Origin of the sequence: Treponema sp. SP13 (assembly GCF_050938355.1) — a bacterium.
In the GTDB taxonomy this organism is placed as follows: Bacteria; Spirochaetota; Spirochaetia; order Treponematales; family Treponemataceae; genus Treponema_D; species Treponema_D socranskii.
Genome location: NZ_JADOVM010000001.1, coordinates 532,121 through 557,757 on the forward strand (window position 1 = coordinate 532,121; position 25,637 = coordinate 557,757).

Annotated in this window: 22 protein-coding genes; 5 read left to right on the forward strand and 17 right to left on the reverse strand. The window is 50.4% G+C overall.

What is annotated here, in order from left to right:
* Positions 1–39: 39 nt before the first annotated feature.
* The 8 genes from IZU26_RS02385 to IZU26_RS02420 all read right to left on the reverse strand — a co-directional run bounded on the left by IZU26_RS02385 (position 40) and on the right by IZU26_RS02420 (position 9,461).
* Positions 40–921 carry a sensor histidine kinase gene (locus IZU26_RS02385; protein ID WP_433276475.1) on the reverse strand — a complete coding sequence of 294 codons (882 nt, stop codon included), beginning with the start codon at positions 919–921 and terminating at the stop codon, positions 40–42.
* Positions 918–1,514 carry a hypothetical protein gene (locus tag IZU26_RS02390; protein WP_433276477.1) on the reverse strand — a complete coding sequence of 199 codons (597 nt, stop codon included), beginning with the start codon at positions 1,512–1,514 and terminating at the stop codon, positions 918–920. Before IZU26_RS02390 ends, IZU26_RS02385 begins: the two co-directional genes overlap by 4 nt.
* Positions 1,511–2,164 (reverse strand): LuxR C-terminal-related transcriptional regulator, encoded by a 654-nt coding sequence (locus IZU26_RS02395; protein WP_433276479.1) that lies wholly within the window; start codon positions 2,162–2,164, stop codon positions 1,511–1,513. Before IZU26_RS02395 ends, IZU26_RS02390 begins: the two co-directional genes overlap by 4 nt.
* A gap of 213 nt (positions 2,165–2,377) precedes the next feature.
* Positions 2,378–4,336, reverse strand: a complete 1,959-nt coding sequence (locus IZU26_RS02400) for a tRNA uridine-5-carboxymethylaminomethyl modification enzyme MnmG/GidA (protein WP_433276480.1) — start codon at positions 4,334–4,336, stop codon at positions 2,378–2,380.
* A 1-nt stretch (position 4,337) separates the two neighbouring features.
* Entirely contained in the window at positions 4,338–4,697 is a 360-nt protein-coding gene (locus IZU26_RS02405; RefSeq protein WP_433276481.1) for a hypothetical protein, read from the reverse strand.
* A gap of 150 nt (positions 4,698–4,847) precedes the next feature.
* Positions 4,848–5,426, reverse strand: coding sequence for a hypothetical protein (locus IZU26_RS02410; protein WP_433276483.1), 579 nt, complete (start codon positions 5,424–5,426; stop codon positions 4,848–4,850).
* 190 nt (positions 5,427–5,616) lie between these two features.
* On the reverse strand, positions 5,617–8,136 hold the full coding sequence (locus IZU26_RS02415; protein WP_433276485.1) for a DUF4959 domain-containing protein: 2,520 nt from the start codon (positions 8,134–8,136) through the stop codon (positions 5,617–5,619).
* Between the two features lie 482 nt (positions 8,137–8,618).
* The gene (locus tag IZU26_RS02420) at positions 8,619–9,461 is read right to left on the reverse strand and encodes an Rpn family recombination-promoting nuclease/putative transposase (RefSeq protein ID WP_433276487.1); all 843 of its coding nucleotides are present in this window, start codon (positions 9,459–9,461) and stop codon (positions 8,619–8,621) included.
* A gap of 164 nt (positions 9,462–9,625) precedes the next feature.
* Here IZU26_RS02420 and mgtE point away from each other — a divergent pair, with 164 nt between their 5' ends.
* Positions 9,626–11,005, forward strand: a complete 1,380-nt coding sequence (gene mgtE / locus IZU26_RS02425) for a magnesium transporter (RefSeq protein ID WP_433276490.1) — start codon at positions 9,626–9,628, stop codon at positions 11,003–11,005.
* A gap of 20 nt (positions 11,006–11,025) precedes the next feature.
* On the opposite strand, the gene IZU26_RS02430 is transcribed toward mgtE, so the two are convergent.
* On the reverse strand, positions 11,026–11,649 hold the full coding sequence (locus IZU26_RS02430) for a peptidase E (RefSeq protein ID WP_433276492.1): 624 nt from the start codon (positions 11,647–11,649) through the stop codon (positions 11,026–11,028).
* A gap of 102 nt (positions 11,650–11,751) precedes the next feature.
* On the opposite strand from IZU26_RS02430, the gene IZU26_RS02435 reads away from it, so the two are divergent.
* The gene (locus IZU26_RS02435; protein WP_433276495.1) at positions 11,752–12,708 is read left to right on the forward strand and encodes a helix-turn-helix transcriptional regulator; all 957 of its coding nucleotides are present in this window, start codon (positions 11,752–11,754) and stop codon (positions 12,706–12,708) included.
* 21 nt (positions 12,709–12,729) lie between these two features.
* Here IZU26_RS02435 and IZU26_RS02440 read toward each other — a convergent pair whose 3' ends face one another.
* Positions 12,730–14,160, reverse strand: a complete 1,431-nt coding sequence (locus IZU26_RS02440) for a prolyl oligopeptidase family serine peptidase (protein ID WP_433276498.1) — start codon at positions 14,158–14,160, stop codon at positions 12,730–12,732.
* Positions 14,161–14,343: 183 nt separating this feature from the next.
* Here IZU26_RS02440 and prfA point away from each other — a divergent pair, with 183 nt between their 5' ends.
* Both prfA and prmC read left to right on the forward strand, forming a co-directional pair.
* Positions 14,344–15,435 carry a peptide chain release factor 1 gene (gene prfA / locus IZU26_RS02445; protein ID WP_315326627.1) on the forward strand — a complete coding sequence of 364 codons (1,092 nt, stop codon included), beginning with the start codon at positions 14,344–14,346 and terminating at the stop codon, positions 15,433–15,435.
* Positions 15,436–15,467: 32 nt separating this feature from the next.
* The gene (gene prmC, locus IZU26_RS02450) at positions 15,468–16,508 is read left to right on the forward strand and encodes a peptide chain release factor N(5)-glutamine methyltransferase (protein ID WP_433276501.1); all 1,041 of its coding nucleotides are present in this window, start codon (positions 15,468–15,470) and stop codon (positions 16,506–16,508) included.
* On the opposite strand, the gene IZU26_RS02455 is transcribed toward prmC, so the two are convergent.
* From IZU26_RS02455 to IZU26_RS02470, 4 genes are all read right to left on the reverse strand, one after another.
* The gene (locus IZU26_RS02455) at positions 16,466–17,500 is read right to left on the reverse strand and encodes an SAM-dependent methyltransferase (RefSeq protein WP_433276504.1); all 1,035 of its coding nucleotides are present in this window, start codon (positions 17,498–17,500) and stop codon (positions 16,466–16,468) included. The genes prmC and IZU26_RS02455 overlap by 43 nt on opposite strands.
* Positions 17,485–17,877, reverse strand: coding sequence for a hypothetical protein (locus IZU26_RS02460; protein WP_433276506.1), 393 nt, complete (start codon positions 17,875–17,877; stop codon positions 17,485–17,487). The genes IZU26_RS02455 and IZU26_RS02460 overlap by 16 nt, the downstream gene beginning before the upstream one ends.
* A gap of 103 nt (positions 17,878–17,980) precedes the next feature.
* Positions 17,981–19,882 (reverse strand): ABC transporter ATP-binding protein, encoded by a 1,902-nt coding sequence (locus tag IZU26_RS02465; protein WP_433276509.1) that lies wholly within the window; start codon positions 19,880–19,882, stop codon positions 17,981–17,983.
* Positions 19,883–19,885: 3 nt separating this feature from the next.
* On the reverse strand, positions 19,886–21,619 hold the full coding sequence (locus IZU26_RS02470; protein ID WP_433276512.1) for an ABC transporter ATP-binding protein: 1,734 nt from the start codon (positions 21,617–21,619) through the stop codon (positions 19,886–19,888).
* Between the two features lie 64 nt (positions 21,620–21,683).
* Between IZU26_RS02470 and arfB the strand changes: the two genes are divergently transcribed.
* The gene (arfB, locus tag IZU26_RS02475) at positions 21,684–22,094 is read left to right on the forward strand and encodes an alternative ribosome rescue aminoacyl-tRNA hydrolase ArfB (RefSeq protein WP_433276514.1); all 411 of its coding nucleotides are present in this window, start codon (positions 21,684–21,686) and stop codon (positions 22,092–22,094) included.
* Positions 22,095–22,179: 85 nt separating this feature from the next.
* Here arfB and tsaD read toward each other — a convergent pair whose 3' ends face one another.
* From tsaD to IZU26_RS02490, 3 genes are all read right to left on the reverse strand, one after another.
* A complete protein-coding gene (tsaD, locus tag IZU26_RS02480; protein ID WP_433276516.1) occupies positions 22,180–23,208 on the reverse strand; it encodes a tRNA (adenosine(37)-N6)-threonylcarbamoyltransferase complex transferase subunit TsaD in 1,029 nt (342 codons plus the stop codon).
* A gap of 16 nt (positions 23,209–23,224) precedes the next feature.
* Complete coding sequence (locus IZU26_RS02485; RefSeq protein WP_433276518.1) at positions 23,225–24,517, reverse strand: divergent polysaccharide deacetylase family protein; 1,293 nt, start codon at positions 24,515–24,517, stop codon at positions 23,225–23,227.
* A gap of 80 nt (positions 24,518–24,597) precedes the next feature.
* On the reverse strand, positions 24,598–25,605 hold the full coding sequence (locus IZU26_RS02490) for a leucine-rich repeat protein (RefSeq protein WP_433276520.1): 1,008 nt from the start codon (positions 25,603–25,605) through the stop codon (positions 24,598–24,600).
* Positions 25,606–25,637: the final 32 nt, after the last annotated feature.

Genomic DNA, 25,637 nt, shown 5'->3' on the forward strand with positions numbered 1-25,637 from the left:
AAGTCAAAACTTCGGGATTATGACCGAATTGGATTGAAACTATACGCTTTTTACCGGAATTTCCAGCCTCACTTCCGTTCCGGCTTCCGCATTGCTTTGCACAAAAAGAGAGCCGCCCAAAAGTTTTGCACGCATTTCCATTCCGCTCATGCCGAAGTGATTTTGCGAATATAGTCCGCTTTCAATTTGCGCGGCGCCGGCAAAGCCCTGCCCGTCGTCAAAAATCATTATGCAAATAAAATCTTCGCCGGCCTGCACCTGTTTTTCCGAAACCGGCTCGGAACGGCGGTTTTCACTGCGGCCTTTTCTTATGACAATGCTTGTCTCGCTTGCTTTTGCGTGCGTTTGTGCATTGTTCAAGGCTTCCTGAATTATCCGTAAAATGTGATGTTTTTGCTCTTTTGAAAAATCGTCAAGCATAACATCGGGAGAAACGAAAAACGAGCACTCTATTCCGCTTTGCTCTTTGAATTGCTCGCACAAATCGTTTATGACAGTTTTAAAAGGAATGTTGCCGACAGCCGGAACTGCAAGGTTTCGAATGATCGTTCTGAGCTGCTTTTGATTTTGTTTTTCAAGACTGATGATTTTTTCGATTTTGAATTGTATTTCATCGCCTTTGGAATCGGAATCGCTTAAAACCGCCGAAAGTTCTTTTTCTTTTAGAAGAAGGGTTTTTATGTTTTGGCTTACCGTATCGTGAAGTTCCCGGCTTATACGGTTTCGCTCCGCTTCCTGCGTCTGAATTATTTCCGAAATAAACTCCCGGTTTTTTTGTAATTTTTTGCGGCTCTTTATATTGCGGATCAAAATAAAAAGAACTGCGACAAAAGAGGTAAAACAGAGTACGATCAAAAGGAAAAAAAACGATGTGTAGAGGTTTAAGGTAGAAAGTAAATCCTGTAATTGCTGTTCGTTCATAGTTCAATTACTCTATATATTCCGTAGCCTAAAAAAGTGGAAATCAGCCTGTCCAGCACGATGATCGGAATACGCGGCAAAAGATATGAAAGGAATATTCCGAATTTTAAATTTTGGAATGCGATGTAAAAATCGTCGATTGCGGAAAACCGCGACAAGTTTCCGAAAAGCGGACGAATAAACGTGTTCAGCGCGCTTGCGGAAAAACTGGTTAAAAAAGCGGAAACGAACGCGATAATCAAAAGGTATAAAACCGTAACGGTATGACTGAAAAAGAATTCTTTTTTGTTTCGGCTGAAAATCCAAGTCGAAATGACTATCAGGATTCCGCAGATTGCATACAAAAAATCAAAATAAAAAATTTCCGTTCCATAGATCACACACAGTAAAATCGTCATAATCGGATTATAGAGAGCTGCGACGATCAAAGCCGGCACAAGCCCTGCATAAAAAACGAGAGCGACCGTAAAAATCGTGTCCATAAAAACGGGAAGTCTCAAATAAGTGACGAGTAAGAAAGCTGCAATATTCAAAGCGAGTGCCGCCGCGCAAAGAAGTGCCGTTTTATAAAATGTTTTCACTCGAACGTTCAATTTAACCTCCCCATCTTTTCCAAGAATTCGAGTTTGTTTTTTACCCCTGCTTTGTCATACAAAATTGTAAGATAGTTTACAACGGTTTTTTCCGTGATGCCGAGAGCGGCGGCAACTTCGGCGTTTGTGTTATGGATTGTCAGAGCATCCGAAAGCAGTTTTTCTTTTTTGGTAAACGTCCGACTTATGCAGTTTACTTCCAAAAGGCCTGTTACAAGTTCCGCCTGAATGTATGTTTTTCCGTTAGACACCGCATAAATCGCCGCAAGCAGGATTTCTTCATCCGCATTTTTTGAAACAAAACCTTTTGCGCCGACAGCGCAGCTTGTAGCATGCTCAACAAACCCTCCCGAATCATGACTCGAATACGCGATGCAAGGAACGCCGAGCGCGGTAAAACGGCGGATTATTTCAAAACCGCAATTTTCTTCGTGGGCTGCCGCCGCATATTCGGCTTTGAACGAAATATCTACGACGGCGATATGGTTGTTCGGAGAGCCGGCCAAGCGAAACGCTTCGATGATTTTTTCGCATTCCGCCCACGTTCCCGCTTCATGCGTAACTTTGTATTTTGAATGAGTTTCTATCCAGCTTTTTATTCCGTTTCTCAACAGAGCGTGGTCATCGCAAAGAATTATATTCGGAATCATGATTGTATTTTATATAAAAAAAACGGCGGTTTACAGGGGGGGGGGGGGCTGCAACAATCGATTTGCCGCTGCCTTTATTCTTTTTCATATAATCCGGTCGCTGCATGATTCTCCACCCTCAAGTATCTTTGCATCATCGAATTCCCAACACCGACTGAACGTACGCCGTTAGGACATCACGCGGTAACTGAACGGCGAGCTTCAACCTATCAACTACTTTACGTACACCATGAGGAGCATAACGTCGCTCACTCGGATGCCGGAAATGCGTCCCGCCTGCCCCAGCGTGCGAGGGCGGATCTTTTCGAGCTTTGCGCGCGATTCGGCGGAAAGCGATACGACGGATGCGTAGTCGAAATCGTCGGGGATGCGCGCGCTTTCCATACGATGCATTTTTTCGACACGCCTGTCCTGCTTTTCGATATAGTAGCGGTATTTGAAATCGATTTTCGCTTCTTCCCATTCGCTTTCGCCGTAGCCCGGATTTTTAAGATTGGGATCTTTTAATAATTTTTCGAATATCTCTTCCCGCACGGCATACTTTCGGTTTACGGCGTCGAACTGCGCTTTCGTCTTTAAGCCCGCGGCAAAGCTGTAGGAAGCAAGGCGGCGGTCGGCCGTATCGCTTCGGAGTTTTAAGCGATATTCGGCTCTCGCGGTAAACATGCGGTAGGGTTCTTTCGTGCCGAGCGTCACCAAATCGTCGATCAATACGCCGATATACGCTTCGTCGCGGCGGAGTACGAGCGGCTGCCATTCGGGTATCGTTCGAAAATTGTTAAAGCCCGCATCCCTTTGCGCTTTTTCGAGAGCGTCGTTCAAGCGTTCGGGAGAAGCGCGCATATCGTCGGAAGCTGCGCACATGGGGCCGCAGATTTTCCGATGCGCTTTCGCGTAATAGCCCGCGTTGATGCCCGCGACGATACCCTGCCCTGCAGCTTCTTCGTAACCCGACGTTCCGTTGATTTGCCCCGCGTTGAACAATCCCGCGACGCGCTTCGTTTCGAGCGACGAAAAAAGCTGGGTGGGTTCGACGTAATCGTATTCGACCGCATAACCCGGTCTCGACGGTACGGCGTTTTCAAAGCCCGGCAACGTACGCAAAAACGCATCCTGCACGCTTTCGGGAAGCGAAGAGGAAAATCCGTTCAAATAGATTTCATCGGTTTCAAGGCTTTCCGGTTCTACGAAAATCTGGTGCCGCTCGCGGTCGGCAAAGCGCACCACTTTGTCTTCGATGGAAGGACAGTAGCGCGGCCCGATCCCCAAAATCTTTCCGCTGAAAAGCGGCGAGCGGTGAACGTTGTCGCGGATTATCCGGTGCGTTTCGCCATTCGTGTATACGATGTGGCAGGGTACGAGCGGGCGATCGACTGAGGTATTGTCGTATGAAAAGGGGATAACGTCGGCGTCTCCTTCCTGCACGTCGAGCTTCGAAAAATCGACAGTCTTTTTAAGCACGCGAGGCGGAGTGCCGGTTTTCAGTCTCCCCGTCGTAAAGCCGAGTTTCCGAAGCGACTCCGTCAAACCCTGTGCGGCGGCCTCTCCGAGCCTTCCGCACGGAGCGTCGTATTCGCCGATAAATATGCGTCCGCCCAAAAAGGTTCCCGTCGTAAGCACGACGGCGCGCACGGGAACGACGCGGCCCCGCTCGGTTACGACGCCGGTGATTTTCAAGCGCATAGCCGTGCCGAGCGTTTCGCCCCTTTTTTCGCCCGGTATCGTTCCTTCTTCCGCGCTCCCCTCCGAATGCGGCGGAAGCGGCGTCGAACTTTCCGCCGTCACGATATCGGTAACGGTGTCCATGAGCGTCGAAAGATTAGGCTCCGCTTCGAGCGCTTTCCGTGCAAGCCCGGAATAGACGATTTTGTCCGCTTGAGCACGCGGAGCGCGTACGGCCGGCCCCTTGCTTTTGTTGAGGAGGCGAAATTGAATGAGGGAAGCGTCCGTGAGCTTTGCCATCTCACCGCCGAGCGCGTCGATTTCGCGGACGATATTGCCCTTTGCGATGCCGCCGATCGAAGGATTGCACGACAGGCGTCCGATCGATTCGATCGTCTGCGTTACGACGAGCGTCTTCAATCCCATACGCGCGCACGCGAGGGCAGCTTCGATTCCGGCGTGTCCCGCACCGACGACTGCGACGTCATAAAAATCGTAAAAACCGGACATGTCAGCCTTGTCGTCTTTTTCTCAAAATGCGGACGATGAACATAATGACCGTCATGCCGGCGACGGGCGTCATAACTGAAATGAGGAATCCCGAAAAAAGGAAAAAGGGCTTCACATAGCCTAAAACGATGCCGAGCACTGTGAACGCAAACCACGCGATCACTTCCCATGCGGGCGTGTATTCGTTTCCCGCGTCGTCGCCCGACCAAATAAAATCGGAGATGAGATAGCCTGCAGCGCCGCCTATCCACAAAAAAATCACATAGACCGCACCGAGGGTTTCACCGGAAAAGGACGAACAGCCGGTAAAAAGAAGCGGAAGAGAGAGGAGCAGCACGGATACGAAAGGTTTGGATTTCATAGGCAGTGCAACACTATCACATCGCCGTTTTTTCTGCAACGGGACGGGATAGAATGGAGAATGGGTAATTGATAATTCTGGAAAAGTCGGATTACAAATTACACATTACTCATTACAAATTAAAATGTATGCCGAGCGGCCGCAGCCGAATTACTGTTTTCCCGCCTGAACGACGTCCTTACAAAAGTCCGACATGGGTTTTACCAAATTGTGTACTATCTGCCTTTTTATCTTCATAGCGTGCGCCTGCTTTCCCTCCGCTTTCGGAGAGACTTTCAGGATCGGTTCGGAAAGCCATATCGGTTCGCCGAGGAAATAATATGTTTTTTCCGTTTCGCGTTCTTCTTCGTCAAGACAGAGCCCGTATTCCCATTTCATAACAAGGGCGCTGCCGAACATTTCTTCCAAAGCTTTTCGCCGTTTTGTAAAAAGCTTTTTCGTATTGCCGCCCGTATCGCGGAAAAAGAACAGGACGGGCGCATAGCAATAAATACCGTTTTTACCGATCTTCTTTTGTGCGTTGTGCGTAAAATACGGTGCGAAAAAGTCGATATCGATATCGATGTTGGCATCGGTCTTGGTCTTGTCCTTGATCTTGGCCTTGTAAGGGGGCGGATCTTTGCGTTTATATATATTATGTCCGAAAAACCGATACAATTCGATCAAGTCGCTTACATCCTGAATCAAAATCTTCTTTCGTTTTATCGAATCGAAATCGAATAAGTTCATACCGTAAAACTCCTGCGGCACTCGGCCGCTTTCCGTACCGGCTCTCTTGCATGCACGATCCGTACGGAAGATCGTGTACGCAAATCCTTAAAGCGCGCTCCCGCGGCAGTCCGTCGGCATTTCGGCGGACTGCCGCACATATAAGCACACATACCGCGCGAAGGGGCAAAGCCCGTTCGCTCCGCTCACGTTAAAAGCCGGCTATACAACACACATTGTTATTGCCGTTCTTGCCGTCGTCGTACAGGTAGCCGCTGCCGAAACCCGCAAGCCACGCATATTTATAGTAGTCGGAATACTGCGACGACGACCAGTACCACCCCGTCCCGAGACTTGCATCCGCATAGGAAGAAGCCGAACCGTTGATTTTTAAAAGACTTTCATTTACCGCCTCCTTATTTTTATACACTTGGCAAAGTTCTGCTATGCTCGGCATATACCACGCGGGCCGTGCCGATCCGAGCTGCGCCTCATACGCCGTATTGTACTTCAGTACCCAATCGAAGGCAGGGTAATTCACGGCAACATTTGCCGTTCCTTCGGGGTCGGCCGAACATATATAGTCCCAGTTGTCGCTTCCGTCCTCATCTCCCGTAAAAGCCGCCGTAAGCGCCGCTCCGTTTTGGTTATATACGCTCGGCGTGCAGACGATCCCTTCGAACTTCGTTTTGTAACCCGTCGTGCCGTCTTTCGCCCACTCCAGATGAGTACCCGTATGCAGCGCGACGCCGATCGCGGCGCCGTATACGTTCGTCCCGCAGACGACCGCAACGGGCGGATTGCCCGGATCTACTGCCGTAAAGCCGTCTTTATCGACTGCCGTATTATCCGCAAGGACGATTTTTCCGGGAGTCCATGCGCTGTAATCTTTTACGGAAAGAGTACCCGTTTTGCTTGCGCTTTTACAGTGTACCGTAACGGGATACTCTCCCGCCACATAGGGACAGGACACTTCCGCGGTCGTCTTTGTGTCGCTTATGATTTTGAAATTCGAAAAGGTCGCACCCGTACCGCTGAAGTCGGCTGCGCTTATGCCGGGAGCTTTAAAGTTTTTTCCGATAATCGTTACGGGAAGTTTATTGCCCCCATAGCTTATGCCCGCACGGGGGATCGCAATGCTTGTAATGACGGGGTCGTCATAAAGGTGCAGCGTTGCGGTTTTTGCCTCTTTTTTGCCGTCAAAATAAAGCGCAACGGTATAAAAACCGCTTTCGGCCGGCAGCGGGACGGAAGCGGTGAACTCCGATGCGTTTCCGACGCTTGGTGCGACGGTTACCGTGCTCGCGCTTACTTCCTGCCCTGCAGAATTCAAAAGCTTTATCTTCGTTTCGCCGCGGATATCGAAATTCGCTCCTTTTACTTTTACGGAAACATTCGATGCCGAGCCGAATTTGATCTGTGCGGGCGAAAGGACGATTTCTTTTACCGCTGCGGGCTTGGAAACAATAAAGTTTGTGGTCGCCTGTGCGGGCGTCGCACTGTTTACAATCGCCTTTACCGTATACACCGTACCCGCTTCGGTCGGACTTGCCGGAACGGGTGCCGAAACCGTCGCGGTCGCTGTATTGTGCGCCGCATCGATCGTCGCCGTTACGGGAGGCTCGGAAGTATGACCGTCCGTTACCTGTACCAAAAGGCTTGAAAGCGTATTGAAATTGCTTCCCGTTACGGTTACCGTTATGGAGCGGTTTATCATAATCGTATCCAAGTGCGTGCGGTCGAGGCTTATAGCCGTTACTTCCGCATTGAGTGTCGAACGCACCGTTACGCTTTCTTTTTCGCTTTCGTTACCGACCGTATCTTTCGTACTCACCGAAATCGCGTACACACTGTTGTCGGAAAGTATGCCCGTCATTTCATAGCTTGTGTCGGGTTTTGCGATCGGCACTTCCGTTTCGCTTCCCGCGCCTTTTTTCCAGCGCAAAACGCATCCTGCAAAGTCGGCGTCCGAGGGGTTCGTCCACGTTACGGTGATCTTCCCGCTTCCCGAAGCGTAGCTTGCCGAAAGGTTTTGTACCTTTGCAGGCGGAGTTTTGTCTATATTGCCGATCGTGATCGTCTTTATCTCGCGCCTCCCGTCGGTATCCATGACCGCAACGGTATAGATACCGTTATCGCTTACCGTAAAACTTCCGCCCGAGATAGCGGTACCGTTTGCCAAAACTTCATCTACGGTTTTGACGCCCTGCAACCATTTGGCGCTCTGTATCGACGTACTCGATGTAACCGTTACCGTAACACTTCCGTTTGTGGGGGTCGCGGGGCTTTGCGTAAGCGTAATCGTCATAGGGGCGCCCGGTACGGATGCGCTTTGCGTACGTGCCGTTTTACTTACGCCTGCGCTTTTGTTGAGCAATTTATCAACGGTCTTTACCGTAAAAGTGTATTCCGTGTCGGCGCTCAAAGCGTCCGCACTATAGCTTACGTCTTTCCCCTTTTCCGCCGCAAGGTATATGGCAGTTTTAAGCGAGCCGTGAGCGGGGTGAGCCGTGATTTCGACTTGGTACAGATCCGCATCCGACGGATTTTTCCAACTCAAAATGACTGCGCTTGCGCTTCCGGGCATCGCCGTAAAGTTTGCAACTTCGGCAGGTGCTCTCGTATCCTTCGGCGGCTGTGCCGGCGTTTCGGCATTTTGCTGACAGCCTGCAAGCAAAAATACTGCGGCAAGCGCCGCCGCCGTAAACGATCTCATCTTATTATATATCATACTTCCTCCTAAACCTATTTGATATATGCGCCGCTTTGAAGCCGACAATAAACGAAACGGATACGGCGCACGAAAGATGCCTTTCGTACGCCGCATTGAGTGAGACGATCGTATGTTTTCGATTTTAAAGAGAGTTCGCCCGAAGCCGTGAAGCCGTGAAGCCGTGAAGCCGTGAAGCCGTGAAGCCGTGAAGCCGTGAAGCCGTGAAGCCGTGAAGCCGTGAATTTTGCGCGATGCGCGTATACGTGTCAAGTACCCCGTACGACTTATACGCTGCAAATACGTTTTTCATCGCCTACAGTATATACCGTATGCGGCGGAAAGTAAAGGGATTAATAATTGGTAATTTGTAATTGGTAATGGGTAATTGATGGGCAAGCGGTAATGATGGAATGCGGGACGGTCTCGCGGCAATGCGGCCGTATACGCTACAACTGCGGAAAACACGATGTGCGCCGAGCCGGCACCGTATGGAGCTGCGGTTACAGCTTTTCGATTTCAGCTTTGGAGAGACCGGTCATCTGCATAATAAAATCAAGTTTACAATGTGACTGCTTCATCAGTCTCGCCGTTTCAAGCGCTTTTTGATATGAGCCTTCCTGTAGCGCTTCTTCTTTCTGTACGGCGATATCGACATCGTAATCGTATTCGGCTATTAACATATTCATCACCTCCTTTGACTTCCGCTGTAAATATTCACGCAAGATGTCGTTTTGTATGCACTCTTTGATCGCGTTTTGAAAACCGTTTTCAGGATCGAATTTCGTATGCCGCCTCACGGCTTCGATGAACAGAGTATACTCTTTAAGCGGTTTGCACGTATGTAAGATTTCACTGCCCTTAGTATAATTGATATTTGTCACGCTGACAACAAGTTCGAGAGCAGGCTTTTCGGGTATAGTCATAAAGGCATCGGAAAGACGGAGCGTCGTGCTTTCGGGGTAATCCTCTTTCCCGTTGTAGAATACGTAAAACTCAGGCGTCGGAATCTTTTTCAAACGTCTGAGATAGCGGTCGCGCGGGTTTTGAATCAGTTCGTAGAGACGGGCTGCGTATTGCAAAAAGCGCAGCGGCATATTGGCGTTGATTGTAGATTGATGTTCTACGAGAGCGATAATTTTATCGTCGACGAGATACGCGACATCGTTTCGGAAAGCCATATACATCACCTGTTCGAGCCTGAGCGGTTCGAGTCCGGCAGATATGTCGAGGTGAGTCCCGTGGAGCGCATTGTAGAGCGAGAGAAAATTGCTCTTTGCGTTTTTATCTTCACCGAAAAAATCGACAAAGACCGAATCCTTATACCGACGATTATACTTTGCCATAAAATCACCCTACTATATATCGCTGAGATATTGCGATTTCGGAGTTTTTAAGGCAGCCTGCAATATTTTTTCTTACAATATTTTTCTTTTTATACGTTTTATGCTATAATACGCCCTGCAAACCGTTTATCATAGGTTCAATCTCATACCTTCGGAGGCTGCACATGCAGACAGAATTGCTTTCGCCCGACATCGAAACCCTCGTCAAAGAAGAACGGTATGCCGATGTCGCACGCTTTTTGAGTACCCGTCACCCGACGGAAGATGCCGAACTCATCGAAGGATTGGAGCCGGAAGAGATATATCATCTGTTCAAAAAGCTCGATCCGCGTACGGCGATCGACATTTTCCGCGAACTTCCCGATACGCTCCAATCCGAAACCGCCGAACTTTTGAGCGACGGAGAGCTCACACGGCTGCTCAAAATACTGCCGCCGGATGAGCGCGCAGACCTTGCAAAATCGATTTCGGAAGACCGGCTCGACGAAGTGCTCCCGCTTCTCGCGCAAAAAGAGCGCGACGAAATCAAACAGCTTTCGTCTTACCCCGAAGGAACGGCAGGATCGGTTATGACGACCGATTACGTCGCGTTCCCCGAATCGTTTACGGTACAGGAAGCGATCAACCGCATACGGCTTGAAGGCGCGCAAAGGGAAGCGGTATCGGTTATATTCGTGCTCACCGAAGAAAGAAAACTGTGCGGCTACGTAACGCTCACTGACTTGATTCTCGCAAAACCTACAGCGACCCTCGCTTCGATAAAAAAAGAGCCGGCAGGAGAAATCACTGCGGACGCCGATCAGGAAGAAGCGTCGTTTACGATAACGAAATACGGCCTTCTCGTTCTCCCCGTCGTCGACAGCTCAGGGCTCCTCATCGGCATCATCACGCACGACGACGCGATGGATGTCGTCGAAGAAGAACGCACGGAAGATATGGAACGCTTTATGGCAATCACCGGAAAACATCAGGAAACGTCGTACTTGAACACGTCCGCGTGGGCGCATTTTTCACGGCGCGTCATCTGGTTGGTCATACTTGCAATATTCGATTTTTTTTCGGGCGCAGTACTGCAGACATACGAAAACACGATCGCACACCTTATGCTCCTCACGTTTTACATTCCCATGCTCACCGATATGGGAGGCAATACCGGAAGCCAAGCCGCGACGGTTATCGTCCGGGCGCTCGCGCTCAAAGAAATCGACAAGAGCGATATACTGCGCGTCATATGGAAAGAGCTGCGCATTTCGCTCATGCTCGGCCTCGTACTCGGAGCGATCGCGTTTTTGCGCGTCAATCTTATGAGCGGCGGTACGACGATCCCCGCCTCTCTCACCCTCGTACAGATAGGAGTTGCTATTGCGTTCGCGCTCGCCGTACAGGTTATCTCCGCGACCATTATCGGTGCGGCCCTTCCGCTTATTTCCGCCGCGTTCAAAGTCGACCCCGCTCTCGTCGCAAGTCCCGCACTCACGACGATAGTCGACATCACGGGGCTTTTGATTTACTTCGGCATTACCAAAGCGATGCTCGGCTTATAACGGGAACACCTATGTTCCGATCACATTCGCGCGCTGTGCTCGACGCGCAGTGCATCGCCTTCGACCAATATCGCTTCATCGTTGGCGATCGCAAGCAAATTGAGCGAAGCCGAATATTCGTCGATTATTTTTTTCGCCGCTTTTTTAAATGGAAAATTCCGGACGTGCGGCACCGTATAAAAATCCGTCAAGCCCAGCGCATCGAAATTCGTCAATTCGGGCGCTTTTTTACTTGAGTCCATCGCTTTTATATATTCGATATTTTTTGACGCGACGATCGATCCTGCCGATTCTCCGATGTAAAGCTTTCCGCCTTTTACCGCTCGAACGATGACGGCATCGGCTCCCGTTCGTTTCAATTCCTGCAATAAAAAAAATGTATTGCCGCCGGAAACGTAAATGCAATCGTTTGCAGCGATCCTGCGGCGGATCTCATCGGGATTTTCTGACGACAGGTCCAAAACATCGACGATCATACCTAAACTTTCAAGCGCTTCTTTTCCCGCTTTTACATAAAACGTAACTTTTTCTACGGTACTCGCGGTCGGTATAAACGATACCGTTTTTCCCGTAAGTTCTTTTTCAAAGAGCGGCAACAGACCTGCAACGTCGACAAAAGATGAAGATAAAAATAATTTTTTCATACGATGATCACACTCCTCTGTATTTTATCATACGATCGCAGTATACTGCAAAAAGGTGTCATATTACGACACCTTTAAAATCTTATTACAGGGAAGTGCATCGTGAACAAATCGGAACGCTTGCAGGATATGATGTTCTTTTTAAATGATAAAGATTCGTTTAAACTCGCCGACATAATGCGTCGCTACGACATATCGAAAAGCACGGCGCTCCGCGATATAGCCTCTCTCGAACACATCGGTATGCCGATATATGCCGAATACGGCAGAAACGGCGCTTACCGCATACTGCAAAACAAGCTCTTGTCTCCGATTCTTTTTACGCTCGATGAAGTGCTCGCCCTCTATTTTTCCATGTGCACGCTTCGAGCATACGAAACGACGCCCTTTCATCTGAGCGTCGATAAGCTGAAAGAAAAATTCGAAAGATGTCTTGCGCCCGAAAAGATACGGATGCTGCGCCGCATGGAAAAAGTTTTTACATTCGACGCCGTGCGCCACAATCATCGCTGCCGTTTTTTGCGCGATGTTTTACGATCCGCCGTCGAAGAGCGGGTGTGTTCCGTCAGCTACGCGAAAAACGGCATAAAAACCGCATACGTCGTTCAATTTTTCGACATATCGGCTTCGTACGGTCAGTGGTATGCGACCGGTTACGATTTCGAAACGAAAAGACCTCGCGTGTTTCGCTGCGATAAAATTATGTCGCTCACACCGAACGATCGCCGAAAAGCGAAGCCTCTTTCACAATTTATTAAAAGCGCCGATGCGCTGTACAAAACTCAGGGCGCCGTCGAATTCGAAGCCGCCGTCTCGGAAAAGGGAGCCGATCTCTTTTACAAAGAACACTATCCGTCGATGCAGCTGTATACGGAACACGGCGGCTATATTGTCAAAGGCTTTTATAACAAGGGCGAAGAAGCGTTTATCGCGCAGTATTTTATCGGTTACGGAGAAAACGTTTTGTCGGTGAAACCGGCGGCATTGAAAAAACTCATTGCCGCACGGCTGAAAAAACTATCACGTCGGTATACAGCGGAAAAGAAAGCGCCGACATAATGCGTCGCTACGGCACACGTATCAGCGGCGCCGTGAAGCAAGCCACGCGAACAGCTTTATGCCCCCATCTTCGACATCGTCGTTCAAAACGTATATCCACGACGCATGTCCGTCAAAGCGATACGGATTGCCTTTTTTGTCTTTATAGGCGCCGCTTAGATCAAGGACGTTGTCGTAAACGACGTAATGCAAATCTTCGGGATGCAATTCTCGCAGACGCGATACGGTCGCGCCGTCGTACTTTTCCATCTTAATTGTGTCGTCGTCTTTTGCTCGCGTAAACCACAGCGGAACTTTCGCAAGTTCGCCGAGCTGGCTGTCCGTAATTTTTTTATCGGGATACGCTTCGCACACGGGAAAAGCCGCCGCAAAAAAATCGGGATACTGCAAAAGCATATTGAGCGTCATATAACCGCCGGCCGAACAGCCGCCGACATATATGCGATCCGGGTCGATGTACGGATGCTCTGCAATACATTCGTCGATCAATCCTTTTACCGCCTCGCTGTAATATGAAACGCTTGCCACGGGATTTTTTTTATCGGATTTGATTTTCAAATCGGTTTTAAAAATAGCATTGGCTGTTTTGAGAAACGGATTCAGTATGTTTTTTGCCGTTCCTTCAATATCGACGGGAACCCAAAGCCGCGTTCCTCCGGCACCCGCACTTGTCGATTCGAGCCACGCCGTCGGAGCTTGCGGAACGAGGACTGCCGCGCCGTTTTCGAAATACGACTGTATTTTTTGCCCCGCGAGGTTCACCGCCTTCGTACCCAAAATCGGCATATACGGATTATTGCCGCCTTCGGCTATACCGTGAAACCAAACGATCAGCGGAATTTTTTTATCGCTTTGATCGGAATTTGTCGGCGTCCAAAACGCATACTGCATATCCGTATCGCCGGATGTAAAATCGAACATCGTAAAGCGCGCAGCCTCAGGACATACGGCGGCACTCCGTTTTTTTATCGTAAAGCCGAGTTTTTCGTTTTCAATTTTTAAACCGTAGAGCGTCCCCGTATAGAAGACGGCTTTTATAAAAGGATTTCCGGAAGATTCCTCCGGTTCAACGGAAAGTTTCAGCGTTATATGATTTCCTTCGCCCTCGATTTTATTGCCTCGCGAGTCGGAAAGATACGCGTCGACAACATCGCGCTCGCCTTTTGAAAAACCGGAACCGCGCCGCGCCTGCTCTTCCGGCGCAAAAATTTTCGTAACTTCAAAATCTTTCGCTCTGACGGCATCGGCCGAAAAAGTTTTGCCGGTATTCATTATCACCGTATCGGCGACGGGACCCCAATCGTAGGCACCGACGACAAGCACGTATCGATTTTTTGCAGGCTCCGCAGAGCATGTGAAAACCGTAACCGTGTCCGCTTCTTCCGCAGCAAACGGCAAGAGACAAAAATGCAATAAACATATCGCAAAAAAAATCTTATCAGCTTTGCTCATAAAATTAAGTATATACTATTCTCATACGTACCGCTACAGCGAACGCCGCGACGGAGATGACGTATGTGAAAAACAACAAGGGGGCGGAAAATATTTTTCTTCAATAATTTTTTCGATATTTTTTCGTTTCATGTTTTTTCGTTTCATTGCAAAAATCGTTCGGAAACTATACAATAAAACGCTATGGATTTACTGAAAAAACTCGAAGACTGCAAAAAACGCTTCGACGAATTAAGCGCGCGCGTTATGGATCCCGATCTTGTTAAAGACGTCGAAAAATACAAAGACGTTATGCGCGAACACGGTCATCTGTCCGAGCTCATGGAATTATACGGCGAATACAAAAAAATGCTCGACGGCATCGAAAGCGATACCGAACTGATCACGAACGAAGACGATCACGATCTGAAAGAGATGGCGAGGGAAGAGCTGAAATCGCTCGAAGAACAAAAGCCGCTGCTCGAAGAAAAAATAAAATTAAAACTCATTCCGCCGGATCCGCTCGACGAAAAAAACATCATCGTCGAAATACGAAACGGCGTCGGCGGAGACGAAGCGTCGCTGTTCGTCGCCGACCTCTACGAAATGTACGCGCGCTTTGCGGAGATGAAAGGCTGGAAATACGAAATTATGAATTCGACGCCGACGGAAGTGGGCGGCTATAAAGAGATTTCGTTTTCGCTTTCCGGAAAATTCGTATACGGCACGCTCAGATGGGAAGGCGGCGTACACCGCGTACAGCGCGTTCCCGCAACGGAAGCGCAGGGGAGAATCCACACGAGCACGGTGACGGTCGCAGTCCTCCCCGAAGCGAGCGAAACCGATATCGTCATCAAGCCGGAAGACGTGCGCATCGACGTGATGCGGGCGGGCGGACCCGGCGGACAGTGCGTCAACACGACGGATTCCGCAGTACGCCTCACGCATATTCCGACGGGGCTCGTCGTCATCCAACAGGACGAAAAAAGCCAAATCAAAAACAAAGCGAAAGCGTTTCGCGTTTTGCGTGCGCGCTTGTTCGATTTGGAAGAGAGCAAAAAACGGGCGGAGCGGGACGCGGCGCGGAAATCGATGGTCGGGAGCGGCGACAGAAGCGAACGCATCCGCACGTACAATTTCCCGCAAAACAGAGTGACCGATCACCGCATCAATTTGACGCTGTACAAGCTCGACCAGTTTATGCTCGGCTATATGGACGAAATGCTCGACGCGCTCAACGTGTATGCAAAAGAAGAGCAGCTTAAAGCGGACGTAAGCGAACTCGAACACGACTAGCGGATAAGAACGCACGGCGGCGGAATACAAGCGTGACCATCAAAAACGCAAGAGACGAAGCGATAAAAAAATTAACAAATTCTCCGACGGCTCCGCTCGATGCGGACGTTCTTTTATCGCACACGATCAAGTGTTCGAAATCTTTTTTACTCGCATACCGAAACGATAATTTGACGGATGCGCAGTACGGCGCATTTATGTCCGCGATTGAGAAGCGCAAAACGGGGCTTGCAGTCGCCTATATCACGGGGCACAAAGAATTCTATAAACTCGATTTTATCGTCACACAAGACGTCCTCGTTCCGAAGCCGGACACCGAAACGCTCGTAGAAAAAGCGGTCGAAGGCATCAAAGAGATTGTACGAAATAAAACGACGAGTACCGGCAAAGCGGTACGGACTGCCGAAGCGTCGAAAAAGAACGCCGAAACGACGAAACAAAACGAAGGGGGACAAACCGACGATACGCTCCGCATCGCCGATATATGCACGGGAAGCGGCTGCGTCGGTATCGCGGCAGCTCGTGAATTGAACGAGTGCGGAATCTTTTGCGAGCTTACGCTTACCGACATTTCTTCCCGCGCTCTTGAAATCGCAAAGCAAAACGCATCTCGGCTTTTAACAAAAGCGCAGTTCGAACGCACGGCATTCGCCTCAGGCGATCTGCTGAATGCACTTTCGCCCTTCTCCCTCTTCGACGCGATACTCGCAAATCCGCCTTACGTGCCGTCCGATGAAGTGACGGAATTATTAAAAGACGGAAGAGGCGATCCGGCTCTCGCCCTCGACGGAGATGCAGACGGCGCGCTCGGCGTACGGCAAAGCTCGGACGGTCTTGCGATCACGAGGCGCCTCGTAGTGCAAGCGTATGAGCACCTTACGCAAGGCGGTGTGTTTTTTCTCGAAAGCGGCGAATACAATGCAAAAGAAGCCGCTCACCTGATGAAAAAAGCGGGTTTCGTCCGCGTCGAAACGCACTGCGATCTATCGGGCAGGCCGCGCGTAACAACAGGCCGCCGAAGCGGCATCGTTTATTTTCCGCAGTGCAGCCACGTGAGTTCGTGCTTATTATAATTCAAATGTATGACACGGCTGTCGGGAATAGCTGCAAATTTTTCCACAAGCTGCCAATCGATATCGCCCTGCATTTTAATCGTACAGATCATATTCCGGCAAAGCCCGCTTGAAAGCCATGTGCCGATCCAATCGTAGAGCCTCGAAGGATAACATATCACATCGCTGAAAACCCAATCGCACGCTCCGACATCCTCGGGCTTGAGCGTAAAGGCATCGTGCTTTAAAAATTCGACGCGGGGATGCTTCATAAGCCCCGGCGCCAACTCCGCACGGTCTACCGAAAACACCATGCAGCCCGAACCGGCAAGCACCCACGTCCAACCGCCGGGGCTTGCACCCGCATCGAAACAGCGCTCTCCGGCACACGGCGCTTCACACCCGAAAAAAATCCGCATAAGCGTCAACGCTTCATAGAGTTTCAAATATGCGCGGCTCGGCGGATCTTCGTGATTTTCCGTAAACCGAATCGCACCGGCAGGCAAAAGACTCGTCGTCGCTTCCGATGCGAGCATCTCATGTTCTCCGATGAGCGTATACAACCCGATGGGAGATGCGGGTATGCGCACGGGAAAGATGCGTTCTTTGAGATTGACATACGGAAGTTTTTCCTGAATAAGCGAAGCGCGCCTAAAAAAACGATACTGATACGGAGCCCAAGAGCGCTGCATATCGGTAAGAGCGTGCGCCGCATCTCCTATCGAATCGAAACCGATCACAAGAGGCGAAAGCATAGCCGTGCGGCACCAATACGGCGTGCAAAGACTCGAAGCGCCGTTTTCCGAAAGCGTATTTCCGTTTTCTTTCGCATCGCCTTTAAAATTATTAATTAATAAATTATCGATATGCGGAACATAGAGCAGATCTCCGTATCGCACGGAATCGCGTAAATCGCAAAAAAAACGTTCGCGAAGTTCGGAGACGAGCATATCGTACATGTCGGGAAACGATAAAAATGCGGCGCCCGGTAATTTTTTTACACTACTTGGCATACGGAGCCGACGATTTGATTTTCGACCCTTTGTTCATCGGCAGCGTCGGAAAGGCCTGCGACATATTCGGAAAGGTATACGGAATCGGGAGAGCGGAGAATACTGAAGCCGATTTCCGTCGCGCCTCTGTCTTCTTTTACCCAGCGCGGATGACAGAGCAGCGTAAAAGCGGTTTTGTGCATTTCGCCCGAAATGTGCGAAGGCATCACCCTTATCTCATAATCGCTGTCGAGGTCTATGACAACGAGAAAGGGATAATGCACTTTGCAGCCTTCCCTGCTTATGTTGTCGAGCACGCCGGGCAGGGCGCAGATTTGCGGAGCGTCTATTCTGCCGATATCGTCGTATCGAATCGATTTTCGAGCGGCGGCACACATAAGGACAGTATGGCCGTTTTTATGCATATAGTCAACACGTACGATTTGACTTCGCATACGCTTCCCGCACGATCGATTTAACGGCGCGGTTCCGGCATTTCCCCTACTCCAAAATCGCGCTGCCCGTATACAGGCGATAATAGCGGCCGCCGGAAGCGATGAGTTCATCGTGCGTACCGCGCTCGATAATCGTACCCTGTTCCAGTACGACGATTTCATCCGCATTGCGGACGGTGCTGAGGCGGTGCGCGATGACGAACACCGTTCTGCCCTTCATAAGGCTGTCTATACCTTTTTGAATGAGCATTTCGGTTCTCGTGTCGATCGAACTCGTCGCTTCATCGAGGATGAGCACCGGCGGATCGGCGACGGCAGCGCGCGCGATCGCAATGAGCTGCCTTTGTCCTTGGCTCAAATTTCCGCCGTCGCCCGAAATGACGGTATCGTAACCCTTTTCAAGTCTGCGGATAAAAGCGTCCGCATTTGCAAGGCGGGCAGCAGCGATAATCTGCGCATCGCTTGCTTCCAAATTACCGTAAGCGATATTGTCGCGTATCGTTCCGGAAAAAAGGTGCGTGTCCTGCAGCACGATGCCGAGCGAACGGCGCAGATCCTCTTTTTTAATTTTATTGATCGGAATACCGTCGTACGTGATGCTGCCCGAATCTTCGGCGACGTCGTAAAAGCGTGTCAAAAGATTTATCACTGTCGTCTTTCCGCTGCCGGTTGAGCCGACGAGCGCGATTTTCCGTCCGGGCAAGGCGCGCATACAGATGTCGTGCAAAACAGTTTTTCCTTCGTCATAGCCGAAACTCACGTGATCGAAGGCGACATCGCCTCGCAATCGTATCAATTTCGTATCGGAGGGATCTTTCCACGCCCATTCGCCGGTATATGCGAAAGACTGCACGAGCTTCGCCTTCCCGAATTTGTCGCGCGCTTCGCACGCGTTGACGAGGCACAGCGTTCCTTCGTCCTTTTCGCCTTCTTCGTCGATAACCGCGAACACCCGCTCCGCACCGGCGAGCGCGTTCAATATTCCGTTGAATTGCTGACTCATCATCGTAATCGGCCGGCTGAAATTTCGCGTGTACTGCAAAAAGGCGGCTATGGAACCCAAGTCGAGCTTGCCGCCGATGACGAAAAGCGCACCTGTGACCGCGACGAGCGCGTACTGAACGTGCGAAAGATTTCCCATAAGCGGCATGAGCATACCCGCGTAAGCATTCGCGCGGATCCCCGAAGCGCAAAGCTCGCCGTTGAGCGAAGAAAAAGAGGCAATCGCTTCGCGTTCGTGATTGAACACTTTGACGACGCGCAGCCCTTCGATAAGCTCTTCGACATAGCCGTTTACCCGTCCGATATTTTTTTGCTGATCGCGGAATGCGCCCGCGCTCTTTTTTCCGACAAAAGCGGCGAGCAGCATGATGAGCGCAATCGAAGCGACGGCGATAAGCGTGAGCACGGGACTCAGCACAATCATCATTGCAAATATGCCTGAGACGGTAAGGGCCGACGAAAAAAGCTGCATCAAACTCTGACTGAATACATCGCGCAGCGTACCGATATCGTTCGTAAAGCGCGACATGATTTCGCCGTGCGTCCGGGTATCGTAATATTTTATCGGGAGCGTTTCAAGTTTTTTGAACAAATCGCTTCGGATACGGAAAAGCACGTCCGACGAAATATGCAGCATGATACGAGAACTGCCCCATGAAGCGAAAGAGCCTGCGGCAAAAATCGCAAAAACGAGGGCAAGCATTTTAATAAATTTCGTTAAATCGGGATCCTGTTTTCCGATAAGCGGAATGATATAGTCGTTGAGCGCGGGTTTTATCGCATACGAACTGACGACGCTCGATCCTGCGTTTACGGCGATAAGGATGAAAACCGCAATCCACAGCGCTTTGTATCGCCCCATATAAGACGCGAGCCGCTTCAATGTCGTGCGCACGTGCTTCGGCTTCGCATAGCCTTTTTTTTCGAATCGTTTTGCTCCCGGCATACCCTAGTCCCCGGCCGTCCGCTGCGACTCGTACACTTCTCTATAGATCGCATTCGATTTTAACAATGCTTCATGCGTGCCGAAACCGTTTATTTTACCTTCGTCGAGTACGAAGATGACGTCGGCGTCCCGCACCGATGAAATGCGCTGCGCGATGATGATCTTCGTCGTCTCGGGATGCGAAGTTTTTAAAGCGGAGCGTATGCGCGCTTCGGTCGCCGTATCGACTGCGCTCGTGCTGTCGTCGAAAATCAATATTTTCGGATTTTTCAACAATGCGCGCGCAATACACAGCCGCTGCTTTTGCCCGCCGGAAATATTGACGCCGCCCTGTCCGAGAACCGTATCGTAACCCAACGGAAAAGATTCGATAAAACCGTCGGCATCCGCCGCTTTGCACGCCGCAACGATCGCTTCGTCACTCGCCTCTTTATCGCCCCACTTGAGATTTTCTTTTATCGTACCGCTGAATAAAACGTTTTTTTGCAGCACCGTCGAAACGCCGTCTCGGAGAGAAGTCAAATCGTAGCGCCTCACGTCCTCTCCTCCGACCCTTACCGTACCGGCGCTTACATCGTACAAGCGGGGAATAAGCGAAACGAGCGTCGTCTTCGAAGAGCCGGTACCGCCGATGATGCCTGCGACTTGACCGCTTGCAATATGCAGATTGACGTTTTCAAGGGCAAAGCTGCCTGCGCTCTCGGAATAACGGAACGATACGTTTTCAAAATCGATCGAACCGTCTTTAATAATTTTCAGTCCGGCATCGGGAGATGCGACGGAGCTTTTTTTATCGAGCACTTCGTTTATGCGCTTGATCGACGCACGGGAAAGCACGAGCGAAACGAAAATCATGCCGAGCATTAAAAGCGACATGAGGATTTGCGTGATGTACGAAAGAAAACTTACGAGCTCTCCCGTTTTCATATCGCCTGCAATTATCATATTGCCGCCGAACCACAGAGAAGCGATAATCGTACTGTACACGGTCATCTGCATGACGGGCCAAATCCATAAAACAACTTTTTCCGCCGAAACCTGCGCACGTCTTACGGCGTCCGCCGAAAAAGCGAATTTTTCGCATTCGAATTTTCCGCGCACAAAAGCTTTTACGACTCGGATCGCGATGAGATTTTCCTGAATGATCGTATTGAGCGCATCGTATTTTGCAAGCATTTTTCCGAATCGAGGATACGCTTTCGAAGAAACGAGGGCGATGGCGATTATTAAAATCGGAATCGAAACGAGAAAAATCGATGCGAGGCGGCCATTTATGACGTATGCCATAACCGTACCCGATACGAGCATAAAGGGCGCGCGCACGCTCGGACGGATGAGCGTCTGATACACGTTTTGCGCATTCGTCACGTCGACGGTAAGACGTGTAACGAGTGAAGCCGTTCCGAACTCATCGATATCGGCGAAGGAAAAATCCTGTACGTTTGCAAAAAGCTTTCGCCTGAGGTTGTGGGAAAATCCCTGAGAGGCGGAAGCCGCGAAGAAGGCTCCGGCCGTACCGCACAAAAGCGAAACGATCGCACAGCCTATCATAATACCGCCGGTACGCATGACATAAGCGATATCGCCCTGCGCGATGCCTACGTCGATGATGCGCGACATGATGTACGGAATCACCGTCTCCATGACAACCTCTCCGATCATCGTAAACGGAGACAAACACGTATATACGATATATTTTTTTTCAAGTCCTCCGGTCAGATTCTTCTGCGTCGGCATGGCCGAAAGTATAGCACGGCAAAAAATATTTTACCACAAGAGCGGATTGTGCTATACTCGCCGTATGGACAGGCAAAAACTGCACGACAGCATCGCGCTCCACACCGAAATGACATTCGCCCGATCGAGCGGAGCCGGCGGACAAAACGTAAACAAAGTCAACACGAAAGTACACGCATCCGTAGCGCTCGAAAAAATCGAAGGCTTGTCGGAAGCTGAGCGGGAACTTGTCATGCAGCGTCTCGCAAAAAGCATACACGCGGGCGTCATCTCCGTCGACGTGCAGGACGAACGCTTTCAGGAGCGAAACAGAAAAATCGCGCTCTCTCGCATCGAAGCGAAAATTACGGCAGCGGCGCGGATCGAAAAAAAGCGGCGAGCGACATGCCCCACAAAGGCATCGCGAGAACGGCGCTTGAAGATAAAAAAACTGCGCGCGGACATTAAAAAGAACAGGGGAAAAGTGCGGATGTGAAAGGCATTTTATGGAAAACGATCACATTTCCCCGTGCTTTGCGGAATATACACCCGTAATATAAAGCGCAATCACCGCGTTATCGCTATCGCCTCCGCACCTGTTCCAATCCGCGCTTGAACTGAGAAATGCGCGCACAAGCGGTAGTGTTGAGCGGACTCGTATCGCCGCGCTGCAAAAAATGATAGGCGACGCCTGCGATCATAGCGCCGTTGTCGCCGCAGAGTTTGAGCGGCGGAAATATGCACGTGATATCGTGCCGTTCGGCGAGCAGCGCGCGCAAGTGCGAATTGGCGGCGACTCCTCCGCCTGCGACGACGGTTGTAAGACCCGTGTCTTCCACCGCGCGGAAAAGGCGCGACGTGAGCGTGCGGCACGCAACGTCCTGAAACGATGCGCACATATTTTCCGTCGTCGGCTCGAAGCCTTCGTTCAAAAAGAGATCGCGCTGATGGATGACGGCGGTTTTCAATCCGCTGAACGAAACGTCGTAGCGGTGTTCGCTTTCGTCAAGCTTGGGAACGGGAAAGGAAAATGCGCGCGCATCTCCCTCTTTCGAAAGTTTATCGATAATGACGCCGCCGGGATAGCCGAGGTCGTAAAACTTGGCGACTTTATCGAATGCTTCGCCGACCGAATCGTCGACTGTCGTACCGAGCACTTCGATATCGTCAAATCCGTACACTTTGCAGATGATGCTGTGACCGCCTGAAACGAGGAGACCGAGATACGGATAGGCGATATCGTTTGCAAGGTGCGCCGCGTAAAGGTGACCGAGCATGTGGTTGACCGCGATAAAGGGTTTTCCCGCCGCCCATGCGAGCGTTTTGCCGTAAGTCAAACCGACGAGGAGAGCGCCCATCAATCCCGGACGGTTCGTCGCAGCGACCGCATCGATGTCGCCGAGCGAAAGGCCGGCTTCTTTGAACGCCTGCTTTACGACGGGCAAAATCCATTCGGCGTGCTTTCTGCTCGCGATTTCGGGGACGACGCCTTTGTATATTTCGTGAAACGGGATCTGCGTCGCAACGACGTTGCTTAAAATAACGCGGCCGTCTTCGACGATCGCCGCCGCCGTTTCATCGCATGAAGATTCGATACCGAGAACTTTCATAATCGCTCCAAACAGCCTACGGACGGATAAGCGCGCCGGAATTGCTCACCGTCGTAAACGCATATCCCTTATTTTTCAGCACGGGGTAAAATTCGATCAATATGCCCGGCAAAATATCCGCCGACCATATATGCCCTATCATGATCGCAGCGCCGTTCGCATTCGCAATGCCGATGCCGCGCATGAGTTCGCGGATGATTTTTTCGCGGTCTTTGGTATTGTCGAGAAACACGTTCCGCGAATAGTAGGGTATGCCGAGCGCCATAGCCGCCTGCGGTACGCGCGTTTGACTCGTCGTTCGCGAATCGAGAAAAAAGACGCCGCTCTCTTTTGCCGCAAGCATCGCAGCTCCGATTTTCATTTCGTCTTCACTGATGAGAGAGCCTTCGTGATTGTTGATCCCGGCGACAGGCCCGATTTCGGCGATATTCTCTTTTATAAGCGCTTCGATCGAAGACGTCTGCATATCCGCCGTAACCGCGCCGGGGCCGGGATTGACGTTCAAGTTTACCGCCTGCATTGGCTGGTGCAGCATCACTTCGTTGCCCGATGCGCGCACTTTGTCGGCGCACGCTTTCGAATGTACGAGCTTGGGCAAAACGGACACGGTGATCGGAAAGGGGAGCGAAAGGAATTTTTCAAGCTGCGAAAGGCTCTGTCCCGCATCGTCGAATACGAAAACGAGCTTTGCGCCGTTTACCGCCTGCGGAATGTCGGGAAGAGGCGAGGCGGGTACTGCGGGAGACAGGGGCGCGGAAGACGACGGCTTTACCGACGAAAGCGGTTTTACGGATGGGGGATTTGCCGGCTGCCCCTTGGGCGCGGAAGACGAGGGCTTTGCGCTGCCGGAGGATTTATTGTCCGCGCTTCGGCGAACCTGCGCTTCGACCACGCGCTCCCGCTCGGTTGAAGCCCCCGCAGATGTGTTTTTTTTCGGCACATCGCTCCGCGTCTCTTCCCGTCCGGAGCTTTGCCGCGCAACGGAATTTCCCGCGCTTTGCTGCGGCTTTTGTGAACTTTGCCGATCGCCGTTTTGCCGAGCCTCCGCCGTGCGCGACGCATCGCCCGCACTATCCGCATTTTGTGAGGCGATCTGATGTTCAACGGCGGTGTTTTTCGGATTCCGCCCCGAATTGACGATGAGGACTGCAAAACAGGCGGCGACGATCAAAACACACAGGATCGCCGTCTGCATGGAAGAAAATACGATTTTATGTTTTTTGCCTTGAATCCGACGAGGGGGGGACTTTGTTCGAGTCGAAGATCGCGAAACGGTTTTTCGCCCGCGCGTGCGTCCATTTTGTGCCATAGCGCGTATTCTATCACGTATCGCAGATTTTGGAAACGTTCGAAAAAAATATCTGTAGAAAAAATATCACTTAAAAAAATCTACGGCAGAGTTACATAACACCTTGCCGAACCCGCCAAATCGATTCTGTCGCCGTTTTTTAATACGAGGATGAATCTCATTTTTGCCCAATACTCATGACATTCTTTCAATATCGTATAAATCAAATCGGTTTCCGGAAGTTCGAAGTGTTGTGTCGGAACGCCGGTAAAAGTATAGACCGTTTTATTTCTTTTGATTTTGATAGGAAGCGTACCCATGAGCTCACCTCCGTTATGCACATCGTATACGAATATGTTCGCCTTTTGCGTTTTCGCAGGCTTTTCTGCAAGCGTTATCGTATAAGCGATATCGTCCCACATGTGATAATTGGCATGGTCAAAAGCGACGGTACCTCTTTTCCCTGCAGGCGGCTCATCGTTTTTTTTATCGGTCTTTTTATCGGAAAAATCTTTTTCGTCCGAATAAACGATTTTTGCGTCGTTCCACGCGTTCCACGCAAGCGACCAGTCTTTCGTATTCGCAGTTTTATCGATTAGTATGTATTCGAGCGAAAGGCAATCGCCGAAAGCACAAGCTCCGACATAGCGCACGCTTGCAGGAATTTCGATGTGCTTTAATGAAGGCACGTCAAAAAATGCGTTATAGTTAATTTCCTCAAGCCCGTCGGGAAGCGTTATCTCTTCGAGCTGCATACAGTCAAAATAACGGAGAAATTTTGTGCTCATCGGCAGCACGCATCTGCGCACATTTTTGATGTGAAAAAGCTCGAGTATGCAATCGTCGTCTGCATAAGTGCATTCCGACAGATCCAAATCGAAATACAGGTTCTGGGAATTTTTGGTTTTCCACGTCAGCGTCACCAAGTTGTTTTGCGTTTCGGAAGAGAGCACGTCTTTTATTTTTATTGAAACGGTTTCGCTCTCGGCACCGGATGCGATTTTATAATTTTCGACATAAGATTTGAATTCCGAAACCGTAAAGGTTTTTTGAGCGAACGCTGAAAACACCGAGCAAAACACTGCAAGCGCGATAATCGATTTACGCATAATTTCTCCCGGAATCGGCCGATAGGCGGCGA